Raw genomic sequence first — 18,899 nt, 5'->3', positions numbered from 1 at the left:
AAGAGGGTATTTGAACTTTGTGCAAGAGCCTCGGGTCGCTCTATCGTGAGTCCATGCCACGCAACACGCTCACCCGCAATCAGATCGTCCGCACCGCCGTCGAACTGCTCGACGAGGAAGGCATGGAAGGCCTGAACATGCGCAGCCTCGGCAAGCGCCTGGACAGCGCGGCCACAGCGGTCTACTGGCACGTCAAGAACAAGGACGACCTCGTTCTGCTGGCCGGAGACCTGGTCTGGCACGAGATCGAGCTGCCGGAACCGGACGCGGCCGACTGGCGTTGCGCGGCCGTGTCGCTCGCCGTCGACCTGAACGCCATGTTTGAGCGCCATCCGTGGCTGGTGCAGGCATTTGGCTCCCACCTCTTCTACGGCCGGGGCAAGGCGCGGTACGACGACCACTGCATCGCTCTGTACGAGCAGGCCGGGTTCGCCCCCGCCGACGCCGACCAGGTCGCCGCAGCCGTTTTCACCTACGTGCTCGGCAACGCGCTCGGCACAGCGGCCATGGGTTCCCTCAACCGGCGCCTGCGCCGGGACGGCCACGATCCGCAGGAGTTCATCGGAGCCACCATGACCAAGGCGGCGGAGGTCGCCCAGGAATTCCCCCGTCTTCGTGCGCGCCTGACACAGCCCGCCGCCACCGACTACGCCGCCGCCCCCGCGCAGACCCTCGAACGCGGCCTGCGCGCCCTCCTCGCCGGACTCCAAGCCCAACTCCTCACCCCTGGCAGGTGCACGAATGGGCGGGAGTAGCTCGCCCCGGGAGCACATGAACGGCTTCTCCGGATCGCCCCCTGCTTGAGGAGTTCACAGAACTTCTCCGCCTTGGCCAGCCGCGCGTTCTCCGCTCGCAGCCGGGCCGACTCGGCCTCGGTGTCCTGCGACGCGCCGGCAGAGGCAGGACGGCCGTCGGCATCATGCACCCAGTTCGCAGCGTCTCGGCGTGGGGCCAAATCAGCTTGATACAGGGGTGCGAAGCACCCTTTCGCATGCCCCCACCAGCCCGAAGGCGGAGTCAGGTCCCCATGGAAGTGCTGATAGGCGGCGATCCTCCCGTCGCCGCTGGGCGCGCCCGTGGGGACGTCCGGAGGGGCTGCGCCATACCAAGAGCTCCGCCTGACGGTTGTGCATGACCCTCGCGTCAAGGGACAAGAGGCACGCTCAGAACGACGGTGGTGCCCTTCCCGGGAACGCTGCGGAGCGTGAGTCGCGCGTCGATGAGGTCTGCGCGCTCGTGCATGGCGGAGAGCCCCACTCCCCGCACGGTGGGGGCCGGGGGTGCGGTCGCGCGCAGGGCCGGCCATCGCCTGGCGTCCGGGGGCTGGGGCATTCCGTGGCCGTTGTCGGCAACGCTCAGCGTCATCACATGACGGTCGGCCTCCACACCGACAGTGATCCGAGTGGGCTGGGAGTGTTTCACCGCGTTGGTCAATGCCTCCTGCACGATGCGGTACACGTGGGCCTGTGCTTCTGAGGTCAGGCGGTAGCTGATGTCGGCGTCCTGCGGATCGATCCGGAGATCGACGCGGATACCGAAGGTCTCCGAGGTGCGTCGGCAGAGCGCCTCCAGGGCCGCGCGCAGTCCCAGCTCGTCCAGGACCAAGGGACGCAGATCCGTGATCAGGTGGCGCAGCGAGGTGATCTGGTTGCCCACCAGGCCGCGTGCCTGCTCGATCGCACTCCGCATGGCCTCGGGGCGGCCGTCGGCGGCAGCGGAGGAGAGCACCACCTGCACGGCGCCGAGTTCCTGGAGGGTGTCGTCGTGCAGTTCACGGGCCCAGCGGCGGCGTTCGCGCTCCGCGCCGTCGTGGCGGGCTCGGACACGTTCGCGTTGGAGGCCCCGGTCGCGGTGGGTTGCACTGCGGATGGTGGAGGCCGTGTACACGACCAACAGGAGCGGGAACACGTGCAGGGCGTTCAACAGCGGTTGCTCGGTGATGCGTACCAGGCTGGCCACGGCGAGCATGAGCGCGATGGCACCGGCCACCACCATCCAGGTCCGGCGTCCCGCGGTGTACAGCGGCGCTGCCGCAAGATACGGGGTGGCGGCGGCAAGGGAGAGGGCCAGCTCGGAGGGCAGCGGCTGGTCGGTGACCTCCAGGGCCACCGCAGCCGCGAGCAGACAGGTTCCTGCCGCCTGCAGGGCAAGGCCCCATCGGGACCGACGCGGTCCCCTCATGTCACCAGGCCGCGCTCGCGGGCCGCGGCGATGAGCTCCGCCCGGGTGTCCTTGCCGAGCTTGTCCCGGATCCGGGCACGATGGGTCTCCACCGTCCGGACCGAGACGTAGAGACGCTGAGCGATCTCCTGATTGGTGTGGCCCAGCGCCAGCAATGACAGGACCTCGACCTCGCGTGCGGTCAGCGAGTCCTGGTCGGCAGATCCCGGCATGTCGACGGCGAGCCTGGCTCCCAGCACCGGCTGGACGTACGTCGCACCGTCGGCGACCTGGTGTGCGGCGGCCCTCAGCTCCTCGGCGGCTGCCTCCTTGAGCAGGTAGCCGGCCGCGCCGGTACGCAGCGCCTCCCGGGCGAACGCCGGATCCTCCTGCATCGTGAGGACCAGGATCCGCGTGTCGGGTGAAGCGGTGAGCAGCGCGGGAATCATGGGCAGACTCGACTGGCCGGCCATGGTCAGGTCCAGGACCAGCACCCGCGGACGGGTGCGGCGCACGGCCTCGAGGGTGTCGGGGACTGTGGCGCTCTCGGCGACGATCCGGAATGCCGGGTCCTGGGCCAGCAGGAGCCGCATTCCGGCCCGGACCACCAGATGATCGTCGGCCAGTACGACGGTGACTTCCGGGGGCCCTTGCCGGGACGGAGTGGAGCTGCGGGCATCCATGACTGCAACGGTAGATCCGCTGTGGCAGTCAGGCAGCCGCTGTCAGCGGGTGTGCGGGAAACCCGCAGGAAGGTACGCGGGGATGGCGCAGCCGCGGGCCGACATACCTGCGGTGCGGGTGCAGGGTCTTACGGATGCGTGGTGCGGGTCGGCACCGATGTGGCCGCCCTCGTGCGGGCGGATGCTCAAAGGGACCGCTCGTACACCCCCTCTCCTGAGGCGGCCCCCCATGACCCGTTCCACTCTCCCGCTCTCCCGGGCCGGCGACGGCAGGCCGCCGCGCCCGGTCGCCGAGTGGGGTACCGGCGGCGGCCGTGCGTGGCAGGCTGCGGTCCCGGTCGCGCTGATCACCGCCATCACTCTGGCCGCCATCTTTGCCCCCGTGGCCGTCCACCTGTCCCCTCTCCTGGTCGCCGCCCCCACCTCCACGGCAGCGTTCGCCGGCTCCCGTTTCACCGCCGGCACCGCCCTGGCGGCCAGCGCGGCCATGTTTGTCATCGACCGCCATGACGGCCTGCTGCATTCGCCACTGCTGCCGATCCACATCGCCGCCCTGCTGGTGGTGTCGGGTTTCGTCGTCGCCGCCCGGAACCTGCACGACCGCGATCTGAGGGAACTGACCCAGGTGCGCGCGGTGGCCGAGGCAGCCCAGCGGGTCGTGCTGCACCCCCTGCCCCGGCGGCTGGGTCCGCTGCGTGTCGCCTGTACGTACCGGGCGGCCGCGGCGCACGCCCTGGTGGGCGGCGACCTGTACGCCGCAGCTCGGACCGACCGCGCGACCCGCTTCCTCATCGGCGATGTCCGCGGCAAGGGCTTGCCCGCCGTCGAGGACGCCTCCGCCCTGCTCGGCGCCTTCCGCGAGGCCGCTTACCAGCACGCCACCCTTCCCGAGCTGACTGCCGCCCTGGAGAGCAGCGTCCGCAGGCATTTGGCGCAGCTCACCGACAGCGACCCCGAGAGCAGCGAGCGCTTCATCACCGCGCTCCTGATAGAAATCCTCGACGAGACTCCTCTCGTCCAGGTCATCAGTTGCGGGCACCCCTCACCCCTGTGGGGCCACCACGGCAAAGTGACCGCCCTGCCGATACCTCATCCCGCACCACCCCTCGGGCTGGCCAGCACTGCTCCCGACACCTACCACGTCGACACCTTCGAGTTCGGCCCCGCAGACACCCTGCTGCTCTACACCGACGGCGTCATCGAAGCCCGCAACATCACCGGCGGCTTCTATCCGATCCTCGAGCGGGCCTCCACCTGGCCGTGGGAATGCCCGCAACGCCTGCTGCGGCACATCAACCGCGACGTGGACATCCACACCGGCGGACGCCTGCAGGACGACCTCGCCCTGGTGGCCATCCAGCGCGCCTCCTCACCAAAAGTCGGCCGAGGTCCGGACCTCACCCGGCCACCCCACCCCACGGAGGCCCAGCCGTGACGCGCCCGGTGTTCCCGGAACGACACACCATCTATGGAAAGGCGATGACCACGATGACCGTCACGCGACTGAACGGGTGGCTGTGTGCGCTGCTCATCGTCTACCTCGGTGCGTCGTGCACCGTGCAGATCCAGGAGTCCGCAGGCGGCCTTGTCCGTTGGTCGGGATTCTCCGTGCTCGTCCCCGTCATGGCCGCCGCCCTGCTGCCCGTGCGGCGCTCCCTGATCATCGGAATCTCCGCGATGGCCACCACCATCGCCACCTACGGCTTCGTCATCCATGGTGTATCGGCCGGCGGACGGACGGTCGTCATCACCGCAGTCGCCCTGTCCTTCGCCTTCGGCCTCGTCGTCTGCTGGGCACGGGCGCGGCTGCTGCACACGCCCGCGACAGCCCCCCGGGACCGGACCAGCCTGCCCCACCCGGCCGACAGACAGGCCGACAGCGCCCCCGACACACCGCGTGCCGTTCCGGCCCCACCACCCGGCATCCTGCCCGCAGCGCTGCCGCAACCCGCGGTGGTAGAGCTGGCCGGCCACTACCGGACCGGGTCCGGCCAGCTCGGCACGCGTGCCCATTGGCTCGACGCCATCCCGTTGTCCGGCGCCCGGGTCGGACTCGTCGCAGGCGCCGTGGCCGGGCCGGGCGCCGACGCCACCGCCTCCGAACTGCGCACCGCGGTACGCACCCTGGCCGACGTCGATCTGCAACCCGAGGAACTGCTCACCCATCTCGACGATGTCCTGGCCGGGCTCCGCCCCGACACCCGCCCCAGCACTGTCAGCGCCCAATGCCTGTACGCGGTCTACGATCCCGCCTCCTCCCGCTGCACACTCGCCGGCGCCGGAAGCCCCTCACCCGCCGTCATCACACCCGACGGCACGGTCACAGTCATCGACCTGCCCGAAAGCCCACCTCTGGGACACGCAGACCTGACCTTCGAAGCCACCGAGATAGATCTCCCCGAAGGCAGCCTGCTCCTGGTGTACACCGGCACCGGCACCGGCATCGGCACCAGCGCCCATGAACCCGGCGGCGAGGAGCTGCTCAGCGCACTCGCCCGGCCCCAGTCCTGCCTGGATGCCACCTGCCGCTCCGCCCTCGACGCCCTGCTTCACGCTCCCCACAACCAGGTCGCTGTTCTCGCCGTCCGCACCCACGCCCTGGACACCCGCAACGTCGCCACCTGGGACCTGCCGGCCGACCCGGCCGCTGTCTCCCACGCCCGCACCCACATCGCGGACAAACTGACCGCCTGGGGCCTGACGGACGCCGCCCCCACCACCGAACTCATCGTCAGCGAGCTGGTCACCAACGCCATCCGCCACGCCCAACCCCCCATCCAACTGCGTCTGATCCATCACGCCGGCAGCCTGGTCTGCGAGGTCGCCGACGGCAGCAGCACCTCGCCACACCTGCGCCGGGCCCGCACCTTCGACGAAAACGGGCGCGGACTGTTCATCGTCGCTCAACTCGCCGAACGCTGGGGAACCCGCCACAACCACCACGGCAAGACCATCTGGGCCGAGCACACACCCGGACTCGACCGGCCCCCCACCACGGCCTGAGCTTGTCCTGTCTTCCGGGCGCGGCAGAGAATGAGCGGGTTTTCGTGTCAGTCCCTCAGATCTGCATGCGGGCCTGTTGAGGATCACCGCGCTCCTCGACCCGCCGATCTCGTTCGTCGCGAACCCGCCCAGCCGCGAGGTCCACGAGAAGTGCCTGCGGGCGGCCGGATTCAACGAGGTCACCTGGGTTCCCCTGGAGGTTTCCGCCGTCGGCGTGCGCAAGTACGGCAAGGACTTCTGGGACGACTACGCCGCCAGCCCCCCCGCTGACGGTGCTGCGCTGCCGCGCCTGACCCCGGGCGGCCTGTCCCCGGTTCAGCCGGGGACGGACCGCCGTCCGGCACCAGGCCGGGCGTCTGCGCGTTCGCCGACGGCTCATGGTTTGAGTGTCGACTCCCTCAGGAAGAGGGTTGTCGGCATGAGGAGGCGCTCGGCGACGGGCTTGTTGTGGATCAGCCCTTGGAGCATGTCGACGGCGGCTGCCGCGAGCTGCTCGGGATGCATGTCGATCGCCGAGATCGTGGGGTTGCTGATGCGCGCGTGTTCGGAATCCGACGCTGTCGCCACGAGTGTCCGGGTCGGTACCCCCACGCCGCGGCTCATCAGTTCCTCGACGGCCCCGACGGCTTGCCGCCCCGTGGCGCAGAGGATGGCATCGGGTACCCCTTCACGGAGCAGCTCAGCGGCGACGGCGCGCCCGCCGTCGATGCCGGCGCTCTCCGGAGCGCGCAGGACGCGCGGTTCGAGCTGGGCCGACGCCATCCATGACCGGTACGCGGCTTCGGTGTCCTGATTCCACCCGTTGGCGTCGGTGCCGGTCACCAGGACGATGTCTCGGGCGCCGGCGGCGGCAAAGTGTCCCAGCAGGGCGCTCAGCGCCGTGTCGTCACACGATACCCAGTGCGGCGATTCGGGGCGGGCGACGTTGCGCCCGAGCGACACGTAGGGGATGCCGCGGTCCTCCAGTCGCTGGACGACCGGGTTGTCGACTTCGGGATCGGCAACCACGTAGCCGTCGAGCGAATAGGCGAAGGCGGGAATCGGCGACCTCAGGAGGTTGGGGACGAGCATCATCCCAAGCCCGCGGTCCATCGCCGTGACGGCCGCCGCGGCGATGAGACGGCTGAAGAAGTCGACGCCGCTGGGGGCGTATTCGCCGAGTGCGTCGAGGGGGCGCAGTATGACGCCGATGGTTCCCATGGGCTGGCGTCGCAGGCCGCGGGCGAGGGCGTCGGCCTGATAATCGAGCTCCGCGGCAACGCGCTTGATGCGGGCGCGGGTCTCCTGGCTGAGGTTGCCCTTGTCGTTGAGCGCGAAGGACACCGCGGCGATGGAGACGCCGGCTTTCCGGGCGACGTCCTCGATCGTGAGGCCTTTCCTGCGCACCATGGGGGTTCCCTCCGGCTGTCGGCTCTCGCGAGCGGTCGGTCGGTGCCCGGGAGCATGTTGACCTGAATATATAGCGTAAAACCTTTTACCTCCCTAGCGTGTGCGCTTGTTCGATTCGGCATGCCCAGGGAGGCATCTCGTGGCTCGGTCCCGTCCTCTTACTCTCACAGCCCTCGCGCTCGCGTCGGCCGCCACCCTCACGTCCTGTTCCTCGGCTGCGCCGGACGCACGCGCGCCACAGAAGGAGGCTGCTCCCGGATTTGCCGCGGTCGCGGACCGCTCGGCCACGTGCACCGGCGAGGCGACCATCCAGCTCGACTACGACACGGCCGAAGCCGGCGGTCTCGATCCGCAGCCCGCGCAGTGGGCACGCACCTGGATGCTCACGGGCCTCACCTACGAGACGCTCGTGACCACGAATGAGAAATTCGAGATCGTTCCCAAGCTGGCCTCCTCCTGGACGACGCCGGACGCCCGTACCTATGTGTTCACCCTCGATCCGGAAGCGGCCTTCTCCAACGGCCGGAAGGTGACGGCTGACGACGTCGTCGGCAGCCTCGAGCGGCTCCGCAAGGGCGGCTCCGTGTGGGCCGGTCAGCTCGGTCCGGTCAAGAGCATCACGGCGAACGGCCCGCAGACGGTCACGGTCACCCTGTCCGAGCCGTACGCGCCTTTCCTGGGGGCGCTGGCGAACACGCCGGCCGCGGTGCTGCCCATGAAGGAGGTGAAGGCGGGCACCGTCGACCTCGCGAAGCGGATGCTCGGCAGCGGCCCGTACATGGCCACCGCCCACCAGCAGGACAAATCGTGGACGTTCACAGCGAATCCGCACTACCGGCACGCCGCTGAAGTGAAGCTCACCAAGCTGAACGTCGAGATCGTTCCGCAGGACACCACGCGGATGGCCTCCCTGCGCGAGGGCAGCGCGCAGATGGCGAACTTCAACAGCGCGGACGCGATCGACCTGCTTGCCGACAGTCCGAAGACCAAGGTCTACACGCAGAAGCAGAGCGACTTCTTCTATCTGCTCGTCAATTCGCGGCGGCCCGGCTCGAAGCTGGCGGACAGGAACGTGCGGTTCGCGATCAACGCCGCGATCGACCGTCGGCAGCTCGTCGACGCCGCGCTGGGAGGCGGGAGTTCACCGACGAGCGTAACCCCGAGCAATCTTCCCGGAGCATGCAGGCCCGCCGACCTGCCCTCGGCGAAGGCCGGGCCGGACAAGGCCGCCCGGCTCGCGGCGGACAGCGGCGCGAAGGGCCTGACGCTGAAGCTCCTGGTCGACAACTCGGAGCCGGTACTCGCCCAACTGGCCCAGGTCGTTCAGCAGCAGCTGGCCAAGGCCGGCGTGACGGTGACGATCGAGCAGTACGACGTGGGCACCTACGAGAAGAAGGTATTCACCAGCAGGCCCGGCGACTTCGACCTCGCGATCGGCTGGTTCGTCGGCTACGTCGACCCCTCCATGGTCACCCGGTGGTGGAACCCCCGCCTCTCCGGCTTCTCCTCCGGGTTCGCCGGCGACCACCCCGACCTCGACAAGCTGATCGACGAGGCGGCCGGCGGCGGCGCGGGCCGTTCGGCGGCGCTGTCCAAAGTCTGCGCGTCCGCCGACGAGTACTCGGAGATCGTTCCTCTGGTGCACCGGCCGTCGTTCCTGGCGGTCGACACCTCTCGCGTGAGCGCCACCGTCCAGAGCAACGAGGGTTACGGCGACTTCCTGCGAGACATCACCGGCTACCGTCTCCTCGGAAAGTAGCCGCAGATGATCCGTTGGACAATCGGCCGTCTGCTCAGCGCGGCGACCACCCTCTTCGGCATTGCCCTGCTCGTGTTCCTCTGCGTGCGACTCATGCCGGGCGGCTACGAGGACGTCGTCCTCGGCCCGCTCGCGAGCCCGCAGCAGCGGGCGGAGATCGCCGCCCGGTTCGGGCTCGACCAGCCGGTGTTCGTCCAGTTCTTCCTGTGGATCGGCGGGCTGATCCACGGTGACCTGGGCATCTCGATGGTCAGTCAGGCCCCGGTCACCGACGAGCTCTCGGTCCGGCTTCCGGTCACCGTGCTGCTGGCGGTCATGTCGCTCTCGATCACCCTCCTGGTGGGAGTGCCGCTCGGTGTCCTCACCGCCGTTCGCGGCGGAAACCGGCTCGACGGGCGCGGCGGTGTGGCCGGCAGGCTGTTCTCGGCGATCGGGATCAGCCTGCCCGAGTTCGTGCTCGGCAGCGTGCTGATCTACGTCTTCTCCCGCTACGCACTCGGACTGCAGGTCGGCGGGTTCGCCACCGGCACCGCCGGGTTCGGGGCGACCTTCCGGGCGCTGATCCTGCCCGCGCTCGTCCTCTCGCTGTTCTCGGTCGCCGCGACCGCGCGCACCACTCGCGACGCGGTGCTCGACGTGCTCGTCGAACCGCACATCACCGCCGCGGTCGGCCGGGGTGAGACGCCCTGGCACATCGTCCGTCACCACATCCTGCGCAACATCGGCGTCCCCGTCCTCACCCTGCTCGGCAGCATCGTCGCGTACCTCCTCGGCGGTGCCGTGATCGTCGAATCGCTGTTCAACATCTCCGGGGTCGGCTCCTATATGGTCTCCGCCCTCGGCCGCCGCGACTTCGGCGTGGTGCAGGCGACCGTGCTGCTCACCGCGACGGTGTTCGTCGCCGTCAGCCTGCTGACCGAGATCGTGTCCGGGCTGCTCGACCCGCGTGTCTCCACCACACGAAAGGCAGCCCGATGACGTCCGCATCCTCTCTCCAGGCCCGCCGTCCACGTATCCATGCCTGGCTTCGCGACCCGCTCTGCGCCGTCGCCGTCGGCATCCTGGGGATCCTCGTCGTCGCCGCCGTGATCGCGGCCGTCGTCCCGGTCGCCGGTGACCCGGACGAGATCGTCGGCCCCCGCCTGTCTCCGCCGTCGCCGCAGTGGCCGCTCGGCACGGATGCGCTCGGCCGCTCGATGCTCGCCCGGGTGCTCGAAGGAATCGGTACGACCCTGCTGCTGTCGCTCCTGGCCGGTGCGGCCACCGCCGTGGTGAGCACCCTGCTGGGCATGGCCGCCGGATACGGCGGAGGCTGGCTGCGCGAGGCCGTGGTACGTCTCGGTGACGTCCTGTACGCCTTCCCGGCGATCGTGCTCGCGGTACTCGTCGCCGCCGTGGTGGGCCCGGGACAGACCGCGGCGATCGCGAGCATCGTCCTCGTCACCGTGCCGCTCATGACGAGGATGATCACCGCCGCCGCCGCCTCGGTTGCCGGGCGGGACTTCGTCGTCACGGCCAGGATCAGCGGAGTGCCGACCCCGGTCATCCTCGGTCGCCACATCCTGTCGAACATCGCCGGCACCATCGCCGTGCAGGGCACCTATGCGCTGTCCGTCGGCATCCTCGTCGAGGGCGGGATGAGCTTCCTCGGCTACGGCGTCCAGCCGCCCCGGACCTCGCTCGGCTCACTCATCCAGCAGGGCGGCGCCTTCATGGTCCACGCGCCCTGGCTGCTGCTCACCCCGGCCATAGCGCTCGTACTGGCCATCCTCTCCATCAACCTCATCGGCGACACCCTCCGCGACCGCCTCGAACCACGCGAAACGAGGAGCCTGCGATGAACGTCCCCACCCCCAGCGGTCCACTGGTCCGTGTGACGGGCCTGTCGGCCGCCTACCGGTCCGGCCCCACCACGGTCACCGCCCTGCGCGACGTCGACCTCACGCTCAAGCCCGGAGACCTCCTCGGCGTCGTCGGTGAGAGCGGATCCGGCAAGACCACACTCTCGCAGGCACTCGGCCGCATGCTCCCCGGCTCCTGCGCCATCACGTCCGGCTCCGTGGAGATCAACGGTGTCGACCTCGCCGGCCTCGACGACAAGGATCTGCGCGCACTGCGCCGCACCGTGCTCGGTTTCGTCCCCCAGGACCCGATCGGCTCCCTCGACCCGACGCTGCGCATCGGACGGCAACTGCGCCTCGCCCTGCGGCCGCTCGCCCGTCCCGACGACCGGGCAGCCCTCGTCGCCCTGCTCGACGATGTGCAGATCAGGGACCCCGAGCGCGTGCTGCGGCTCTACCCGCACGAAATCTCGGGCGGGATGGCACAGCGCGTGGCGATCGCCCTGGCGATGGCCCGCGAGCCCCGTGTCCTCATCGCGGACGAACCGACCGCGGCGCTCGACGCCCAGGTACGCGAGGAGGTCCTCGGCCTCATGGTGCGGCTCGTCTCCTCCTCCGGCGCCGCGCTCGTCTGGGTCAGCCACGACCTGCGGGCGGTCCGGCGCTGGTGCACAGCCGTGATGGTGATGCGGGCCGGCGAGGTCGTCGAAGCGGGCACGACCTCGGACGTGTTCGGCCGGCCACGACACCCGTACACCACACAACTCCTCGAAGCCCTTGCCCTGATGCCGACCTCACACGAACGGGAGAGCGCATGACCGCCGTATTGCGGATGTCGGAAGTGAACGTCACCTTCACCAGCGGCTGGGGGCGGCGGCGCACCCGGGTGCGAGCGATGAAGGACGTGACCCTGGAGGTCCCCGCCGGACGGACCCTCGCCATGGTGGGCGAGTCCGGCTCCGGCAAGAGCACCACCGGAGCCGTCGCGCTCGGCCTGCGGCGGCCGGACAGCGGCACCGTCGAGGTCCTGGGCAAGCCGGTACGCGAGCACAGCAGCGCCGAACGGGGCCGGATTCAGGCCGTACTGCAGCACCCGCAATGGTCGCTCAACCCGCGGCGACGGGTCGGTGTGTCCGTTCGCGAGCCCCTCACGGTGGCCTCTGCGGACCTGAGCCGCCAGGAGCAGCAGGATCGAGTGGAGCGCATCCTCGAGCAGGTCGGACTCGGCGCCGTGACGGCCGACCGCTATCCGCACGAACTCTCCGGCGGCCAGCGCCAACGGGTATCGGTGGCCCGGGCGCTCATCACCGAGCCCGGATTCATCGTCTTCGACGAGGCGGTCAGCGCACTCGACGTGTCCGTGCAGATGCACATCCTCGCGCTGATCCGCGAGCTGCAGGCCGAGCACGGGTTCGGCGCCCTGTTCATCTCGCACGACCTCGGCGCCGTGCGGCAGGTGGCCGACACCGTCGCCGTGATGTCCCGCGGAGAGGTGCTCGAAACCGCCGCCACCGAGGACTTCTTCGACAACCCCACCCACGAGTACTCGCGGCGCCTTCTCGGCGCGCTCTGAACGAGAGGACACCAGCACACCATGACCACCCACCCTGCGGACGCCGTCTATATCGTCGGCGAGATCGAACGGTTCGACGACGGATCCGCCGGAGAGAAGCCGACCGTGGTCGCCGTGGCGGACGGGCGCGTCCTCGCGGTCGGGGGCGCCGAGGTGGCCGAGGCACACGCCGGGCCCGGCACGGCTGTGCACCGGTACGAACAAGGCGTCCTCCTCCCCGGCCTGACCGACTGCCACATCCACCCGGTGTGGGGGTCCGTCGAACGAGGCCGCGGCATCGACCTCAACGGCATCACCACGCTGGACGGCGTCCTCGATGTGCTGCAGTCGGCGGCCGGCACTGCCGACGACGACTGGCTCATCGGCTACGGGCTCAACCCCAACGTCTTCGACGGAATCCCGCACGGCCGCATGCTCGACGACGCTCTGCCAGGCCGCCCGGTCTCCCTGATGCTCCAGGACGCGCACTCCCTCGTGGCCAGTCCCCGCGCCCTCGACATGGCCGGCCTCACCGGACGAGAGACGTTCGCCGACCAGTCCTCGGTCGAACTGCATCCCGACGGCGCCCCGAGCGGCCTGCTCCTCGAGCTCAATGCCATGAACCTCCTCATCGACCACTATCCGGCGCCGTCCGTCCGGCAGCAGGCCGACTACGTGCTCGCGGAGCTCACGCAGATGGCCGCGACCGGGCTGACCTGCGGTCACGCGATGGACTTCTCCCCGCCCAGCCACGAGGTCCTCCTGGACATCGAAGCGCGCACCGAACTGCCGATCAAGCTGCGCTGCTCGCCGCTCGTCCCCGCGGGCTCCGCTCCCGACGTCTGGGAGGAGATCGCCGCGCTCCAGGGCCTGCACGGGCGGCGATGGAGCGTCGAGGGAGTGAAGTTCATGCTCGACGGCACGATCGACAACGGAACGGCCTGGCTGGAGGAGCCGGACGCGTACGGCGAGAGCCGCACCGCGCTCTGGACGGACCCGGACTCCTACCGGGCGGCGATCGCCTTCTTCGCCGGCCGCGGCATCCCGACCGCGACCCACGCGATCGGCGACCGCGCCGTGCGCTTCGCCCTCGACACCCTCGCAGCAGTCGGCGACGGACCGGACGCACCCCACCGCATCGAGCACGTCGAGACCATCCCCGACGAAACCGTCGGCCTGTTCGCCGAACTCGGCGTCGTCGCAAGCATGCAGCCCGTCCACGGCACCCGGCTCACCCGCGCGGACCGCACCGACAACTGGTCGGTCCGACTCGGCGACAAGCGTGCGGCCCACGGCTGGCGCTGCCGCGACCTGCGCGAGCGCGGCGCGACCGTCGCCCTCGGCACCGACTGGCCCATCGGGGCGGTCGAGCCCCGGGTCCTCTTGGCCGACGCACAGCTGCGCCGCCCCGTGGAGCAGCCGCATACCGCACCGGTGCAGCCGGAGCAGGCGCTCACCGCCCGTATGGCCTACGAGGGCCTCACCACCCACGCCGCCGTCGCCGCCGGACGGGCCGCGACCCGTGGGCGCGTGACCCCGGGGTACGAGGCCGACTTCACGATCTTCGCCGGAAACCCGCTGCGGCTCACCCCAGAGGAGCAGGCCCACAACCCCGTACTCGCCACGGTCGTCGACGGCCGTGTTCAGCACGGCTGAGCAACGGAACACACAAGGAAGAAATGAACACCGAACGACAGCACATCACCGTCAGCGCGGCCGATCCCTTCGCGCGCGGCCAAGAACGCGGCGCCCGGCTCCGCGGCACCCTTCCCGGCGGCCTCGACGTCTACGACCGACTCTTCCGCCTCGCCGGCCTGACCGAGGACAAGGTCCGTGAGGACGCGCTCCGTTCGGCGGACGCGGTCAGCGCATTCCGCCCCCGGCTGCGAGAGGAGATGGACGGCATCGCCGCCGGCGCCGGAGTGGACCCGTGGCGGATCGCCGCTCTCAACGCCCGCACGGAGATCCTCGCGCAAAGCGACGAGGGACGCCCGGGTGAATGCTCCACCATCGCCCGGTGCCCCGGGACGGACACGGGCGGTCCGCGCACCTTCGGGGCACAGACCTGGGACTGGCACGTGGAACTCGCCACGCACTGGCACACCCACGAAGTACGGGGCGGTCGTCACGACGTCGTCGGGGTGACGGAGCACGGCATCCTCGGCAAGATCGGAATCAACAGTGCCGGTCTCGCGCTGCACTTCAACATTCTCGGACACCGGCAGGACGGCGTCGGCGGCGTCCCCGTGCACCTCCTCGCCGCCACCGTTCTCGAAGAAGCCGCATCGGTCACCGAGGCACTCGACATCGTCCGAGCCGCACCGGTCAGCGCCTCCAGCTCCTTCACCCTCTTCGACCTGTCGACGGCCATCACCACCGATATCACCCCCGTCGGCGTGTTCGTCGTCGAACCGACCGACGGCACCATCATCCGCACCAACCACTTCCTGAGCCCGGTGCCGCGGGCCGCCGAGAAGAACGAGCTCTACCAGCCCGATTCCGGCGCGCGCCACGACCTCGTGGCCTCCCGCTTCACCGAGCGCCCGCAGCCACGGCACGCAACCGAGCTGCTCGAGTTCCTCACCTCGGAACCCGGCCAGCCAATGCTGTGCTGTCGGCCGGACATGTCCCTTCCCCTCGGCCAGCGCTGGGCCACGCTCGCCACGATCATGCTCGAACCCTCCAGCCGGACCGCGCGCATCGTCGACGGCTCACCACTCGACGCCCGCGACCAGCCCTGGCGTCTGCTCACCGCATAGACAGACCTCACCTCGCCACCAGGGCTCCGCTGCCACGTGCGGCCACGGCTGCCCGACCGGCGGGGAGCCGGGCTGGGCGGCGGACACGATCCGCTGGGGCGCGGGGCCGCTCGCAGTCGGCTCGATCGTGGCGGCATTAGTTACCACCGGGATGCAGGGCGCGAACCCTCCGGCATCCCACCGAGCCGAGGTGCTCCATGCCCGAACGTGGGTAGGGGGCTGTCGGCCGCGGAGCGATGAGCGTGCGGCATCAAACCGGCCAGGGGGAGAACATGGCGCTATTGGATCAATTACCCGCTCTGATAGGCGTCGTGGTCGGCTCACTTGGCTCCTACGCCGTGCAGAGCTCGACCGAGCGTCGGCGGTGGAAGCGGCAGCGGGAGGAGCGGTGGGACGAGAAGCGCTTCGAGACATACGGCCGTTACGCCAATGCCCTCAAGGCGCAGCTTCGCGTTGCCCAGCGCATCGCCGCCTCCCTCGGATTCGCGGACGTGGCGGATCCGTTGCAGCCGGCCGACGGTCTGCCTCTGCTCGCCGAAGCGGAGTCCCGCCGTGCGACGGAGTGGGAGTCCGTCCTGCTCGTCGGGGACGCGGCGACGATCGCGGCGGCACGACGCTGGCACGAAACGATCTGGACCGTCGAGGCGCTCGTACGGGAGGGGCCGGTCGACGCCGAGATGTGGACCAAGGCCCATCGGCTGGCGAGTGCGGCGCGTGATGCCTTCTACGAGAGCGCGCGGCGTGACCTCGGAATCGAAGGAGCTCCGCCGCCGTCGGGGCAGTGGCCACGGCAGTGGCGGGGCGAGCTTTCCGGGTGAGTGTCCAGGGTCCTCACCCGGCTTCCCGGACCACTGGGCAATTCAGGGCGCGCAGGCGTTTTACGGAGGCCGCCTCGCAACGGACGGTGGACAGGCGGTGTACTCACCCGTATGGCATCTACCCCAGCCCCTGTCGTTCCGGACTGGCCGTACTGCGGTGACGGCGTCACCAACGGGGACCGCGCCGGCTGCATCGGACGCTCTGTCGACCCGCACTCATCCTGCCTCGTACACCTCTCCGGCCTCGACCGCGACACCCACCTCGCGAGCCTGAACGCCGGCGACGACATCGACTACCGGGGCACGAGCTTCACCGACCAACTGCTCGACCAACTACTCAACGCCCTCAGCGACCCCACCACAGACCACCCACGCCTCGGCGACGCCCGCTTCGAGTCGGCCACCTTCACCGGCAATGCCGATTTCGAATCGGCCACTTTCACGGGCACCGCCCGGTTCCACTTGGCCATATTCACCGGCAACGCCTGGTTCGAGTCGGCCACCTTCATCCGCGAAGCTCAGTTCGACTCGGTCACCTTCACCGGCACTGCCGGGTTCGAGTCAGTCACCTTCAACGGCGCCGCCCGGTTCCACTCGGCCACCTTCACCGGCGAAGCCTGGTTCCTTCTGGCTACCTTCACCGACGCCGCCGTGTTCATCTCGGCCACGTTCACCGACGCCGGGTTCCGGGCAGCCACCTTCACCGGTACCGCAGAATTCGGGTCCGCCGCCTTCAACGGCGACGCCCGGTTCGCCTCGGCCACCTTTGCCGGCACCGCTCAGTTCCGGTCGGCCGCCTTCGCGGGCACCGCCAATTTCGGGTCGGCCACTTTCAATGGCGCAGCCCGGTTCCACCTGGCTGCCTTCACCGGCGCCGCCGATTTCGAGTCGGCCACCTTCGCAGGCACCGCCGATTTCAGATCGGCGATCTTCACTGACATCGCCGATTTCGAGTCGACCAGTTTCACCGAAGACGTCGATTTCGGTGCGGCGGTGTTCGAGCGAGCGGGGGAGTTGGGGCCGCTGGTCTGCGGGAATACGGTGTCCCTGTCGGGGGCGAGGTTCAGCGGGCCGGTGACGCTGTCGATCGCAGCCAGGCGTCTGGATTGTCACCGGACGCGCTGGGAATCAACCGCCGCGCTGCGACTGCGCCATGCCGACGTCGACTTCGCACATGCCGTCTTCGAATACCCCCTGAGCATCGCCGCCGAGCAAGCCCACTTTCGCCACTCCCGCGGAGCTCGCGGCTCCGTCGTCCCGGAGGATCCCATCGCCGGCACAACCGGCTCCGGAGTGCGGATCGTTTCCCTGCGCGGGGTAGACGCCGCCCATCTGGTACTCGCCGACATCGACCTGACGCAGTGCCAGTTCACCGGGACCGTCCACCTCGACCAGATCCGCCTGGAAGGCAACTGCACCTTCGCCACCGTCCCGGCCCGCACGCAATGGCGGCGACTCCGCCCTCAGCGGTTCACCCAGCGCCGTACCCTCGCCGAGGAACACTACTGGCGCGCCCGTCAGCCCACCGCTGTTCCAGGCTGGCAGCAGGCCATCCCCGACACCGGGCATACAGAACATGTGGGGCCCGCGCAGCTCGCCCCCGTCTACCGGGCGCTGCGCAAGGCATTCGAGGACAGCAAGAACGAGCCGGACGCGGCAGACTTCTACTACGGCGAGATGGAGATGCGCCGCCACGATCACGACCGGCCGCGCGCCGAACGGGCTCTCCTTGCCGCGTACTGGGCACTTTCGGGATACGGACTGCGCGCAACGCGCGCCATGGTGTGGTTGCTGCTCGCGATGACCGGCACACTGCTTGCGATGATGCTCTGGGGTCTGCCCGCCGACAGTTGGAAGCCGGAGACCGGCGGCAGCCTGTCCGGCCGGCAGGTTCGGCTGCCCCCCGGGAAGCCCGACCCGGTCAACCCCACGAACGCCCTCCACGAGCGCCTCTCCACCAAGCGTTTCGAGGGAAGCCTGCGAGTGGTGGTCAACTCGGTGATCTTCCGGTCTTCCGACCAGGACCTCACCACCGCCGGCACCTACACCGAAATGACCTCCCGCCTGACCGAACCCGTCCTGCTCGGCCTCGCTGTCCTCGCCATCCGTGGCCGCATCAAGCGATGAGGGCACTGACCAGCGGGAATGACCCAGACCCACGTCTGGCAGCGCGTAATGATCACGCTGTCTCAATGCGGCTCCTGATGACGGCGGGTGGCATGTGGGTGGGGCGGCCGCTTCCGTCGTTTCGGCGCTGCCCTTGCCGAAATCCTCATCCGCCCTGGTGGGGGTCAGCAGGCGGGGTGCACAGGATCTTGACGCCGGTCGCTCGAGTCGGTGCTCTGACGCGGCTGCCGAGGGTTGCGGCAACATGATCGATGGGGCGTCAAACCGGTCAGAGCCCGACGACCACGCGCTGGGACGCTCTCGTGGCGGCCTGAGCACGAAAGTCCATCTGGCCAGCGACAGCAGGGCCCGTCCTCTCGCCATCCACGTCACTACGGGCCAGGCTGGTGACGCGCCGGCCTTCGAGGCGGTCATGGCCGGAATCCGGATTCCGCGAAGCGGGGTCGGCAGACCAAGAACCCGGCCCGCGCTCATCCTCGCGGATCGCGCCCACTCGTCCCGAGCCATCCGCGGGCATCTCCGTCGCCGAGGTATCCGAGCCGTCATTCCGCAGACCAGGTCGGCCACCGCTTGCGCCGAGGCCGCGCCGGAGGCCACCCGCCTGGCTTCGACGCCGAGACGTACAAGGAGCGCAATACCGTCGAGCGGTGCATCGCCCGGCTCAAGCAGTGGCGCGGCCTCGCGATGCGGACCGACAAGCTCGCCATCGCGTATCAGGCCGCACTCCACCTGGCCGCCATCCTTATCTGGGCTCGTCGATGACCCGGCATGACGACGCGCCGCGGAGCGGAGAAACCCGGTGGTCCCG

General features: G+C 69.7%; 15 protein-coding genes and 1 pseudogene. 13 read left to right on the top strand and 3 right to left on the bottom strand.

Annotation, left to right across the window (positions count from 1 at the left end; all coding sequences use genetic code 11):
• The first annotated feature begins 53 nt into the window (after positions 1–53).
• Positions 54–755, top strand: coding sequence for a TetR/AcrR family transcriptional regulator C-terminal domain-containing protein (locus tag ACFU8W_RS35530; RefSeq protein ID WP_384046375.1), 702 nt, complete (start codon positions 54–56; stop codon positions 753–755).
• Positions 756–1,143: 388 nt separating this feature from the next.
• On the opposite strand, the gene ACFU8W_RS35525 is transcribed toward ACFU8W_RS35530, so the two are convergent.
• Both ACFU8W_RS35525 and ACFU8W_RS35520 read right to left on the bottom strand, forming a co-directional pair.
• Entirely contained in the window at positions 1,144–2,181 is a 1,038-nt protein-coding gene (locus ACFU8W_RS35525) for a sensor histidine kinase (protein ID WP_384046372.1), read from the bottom strand.
• Positions 2,178–2,843, bottom strand: a complete 666-nt coding sequence (locus tag ACFU8W_RS35520; RefSeq protein WP_384046369.1) for a response regulator — start codon at positions 2,841–2,843, stop codon at positions 2,178–2,180. The genes ACFU8W_RS35525 and ACFU8W_RS35520 overlap by 4 nt, the downstream gene beginning before the upstream one ends.
• A 229-nt stretch (positions 2,844–3,072) precedes the next feature.
• Here ACFU8W_RS35520 and ACFU8W_RS35515 point away from each other — a divergent pair, with 229 nt between their 5' ends.
• On the top strand, positions 3,073–4,278 hold the full coding sequence (locus ACFU8W_RS35515) for a PP2C family protein-serine/threonine phosphatase (protein WP_384046364.1): 1,206 nt from the start codon (positions 3,073–3,075) through the stop codon (positions 4,276–4,278).
• 44 nt (positions 4,279–4,322) lie between these two features.
• Positions 4,323–5,846 carry a SpoIIE family protein phosphatase gene (locus ACFU8W_RS35510; RefSeq protein WP_384046360.1) on the top strand — a complete coding sequence of 508 codons (1,524 nt, stop codon included), beginning with the start codon at positions 4,323–4,325 and terminating at the stop codon, positions 5,844–5,846.
• A gap of 375 nt (positions 5,847–6,221) precedes the next feature.
• On the opposite strand, the gene ACFU8W_RS35505 is transcribed toward ACFU8W_RS35510, so the two are convergent.
• Positions 6,222–7,235, bottom strand: coding sequence for a LacI family DNA-binding transcriptional regulator (locus ACFU8W_RS35505; RefSeq protein WP_384046357.1), 1,014 nt, complete (start codon positions 7,233–7,235; stop codon positions 6,222–6,224).
• 139 nt (positions 7,236–7,374) lie between these two features.
• Between ACFU8W_RS35505 and ACFU8W_RS35500 the strand changes: the two genes are divergently transcribed.
• The 10 genes and pseudogenes from ACFU8W_RS35500 to ACFU8W_RS35455 form a co-directional block, all read left to right on the top strand.
• Positions 7,375–8,994, top strand: a complete 1,620-nt coding sequence (locus ACFU8W_RS35500) for an ABC transporter substrate-binding protein (protein WP_384046354.1) — start codon at positions 7,375–7,377, stop codon at positions 8,992–8,994.
• Between the two features lie 6 nt (positions 8,995–9,000).
• Positions 9,001–9,972 (top strand): ABC transporter permease, encoded by a 972-nt coding sequence (locus ACFU8W_RS35495; protein WP_384046351.1) that lies wholly within the window; start codon positions 9,001–9,003, stop codon positions 9,970–9,972.
• Complete coding sequence (locus ACFU8W_RS35490) at positions 9,969–10,835, top strand: ABC transporter permease (RefSeq protein ID WP_384046348.1); 867 nt, start codon at positions 9,969–9,971, stop codon at positions 10,833–10,835. The genes ACFU8W_RS35495 and ACFU8W_RS35490 overlap by 4 nt, the downstream gene beginning before the upstream one ends.
• Positions 10,832–11,653, top strand: a complete 822-nt coding sequence (locus ACFU8W_RS35485; RefSeq protein WP_384046345.1) for an ABC transporter ATP-binding protein — start codon at positions 10,832–10,834, stop codon at positions 11,651–11,653. Before ACFU8W_RS35490 ends, ACFU8W_RS35485 begins: the two co-directional genes overlap by 4 nt.
• Entirely contained in the window at positions 11,650–12,408 is a 759-nt protein-coding gene (locus ACFU8W_RS35480) for an ABC transporter ATP-binding protein (RefSeq protein ID WP_384046342.1), read from the top strand. Before ACFU8W_RS35485 ends, ACFU8W_RS35480 begins: the two co-directional genes overlap by 4 nt.
• 21 nt (positions 12,409–12,429) lie before the next feature.
• Positions 12,430–14,043, top strand: coding sequence for an amidohydrolase (locus ACFU8W_RS35475; RefSeq protein ID WP_384046339.1), 1,614 nt, complete (start codon positions 12,430–12,432; stop codon positions 14,041–14,043).
• Positions 14,044–14,066: 23 nt separating this feature from the next.
• Complete coding sequence (locus tag ACFU8W_RS35470) at positions 14,067–15,146, top strand: C45 family autoproteolytic acyltransferase/hydolase (RefSeq protein ID WP_384046336.1); 1,080 nt, start codon at positions 14,067–14,069, stop codon at positions 15,144–15,146.
• Between the two features lie 272 nt (positions 15,147–15,418).
• Positions 15,419–15,964: a hypothetical protein gene (locus tag ACFU8W_RS35465; RefSeq protein ID WP_384046334.1), complete on the top strand. Its 546-nt coding sequence runs from the start codon at positions 15,419–15,421 to the stop codon at positions 15,962–15,964.
• 111 nt (positions 15,965–16,075) lie between these two features.
• Complete coding sequence (locus tag ACFU8W_RS35460) at positions 16,076–18,091, top strand: pentapeptide repeat-containing protein (protein WP_384046330.1); 2,016 nt, start codon at positions 16,076–16,078, stop codon at positions 18,089–18,091.
• 271 nt (positions 18,092–18,362) lie between these two features.
• Positions 18,363–18,853 (top strand): annotated as a pseudogene (locus tag ACFU8W_RS35455) (IS5 family transposase); the annotation flags it as partial.
• Positions 18,854–18,899: the final 46 nt, after the last annotated feature.

The organism is Streptomyces sp. NPDC057565 (assembly GCF_042801455.1).
Taxonomy (GTDB): domain Bacteria; phylum Actinomycetota; class Actinomycetes; order Streptomycetales; family Streptomycetaceae; genus Streptomyces; species Streptomyces yanii.
Note: the sequence above shows the minus strand (reverse complement) of the source record. Positions and strands in the feature narration are given on the sequence as shown.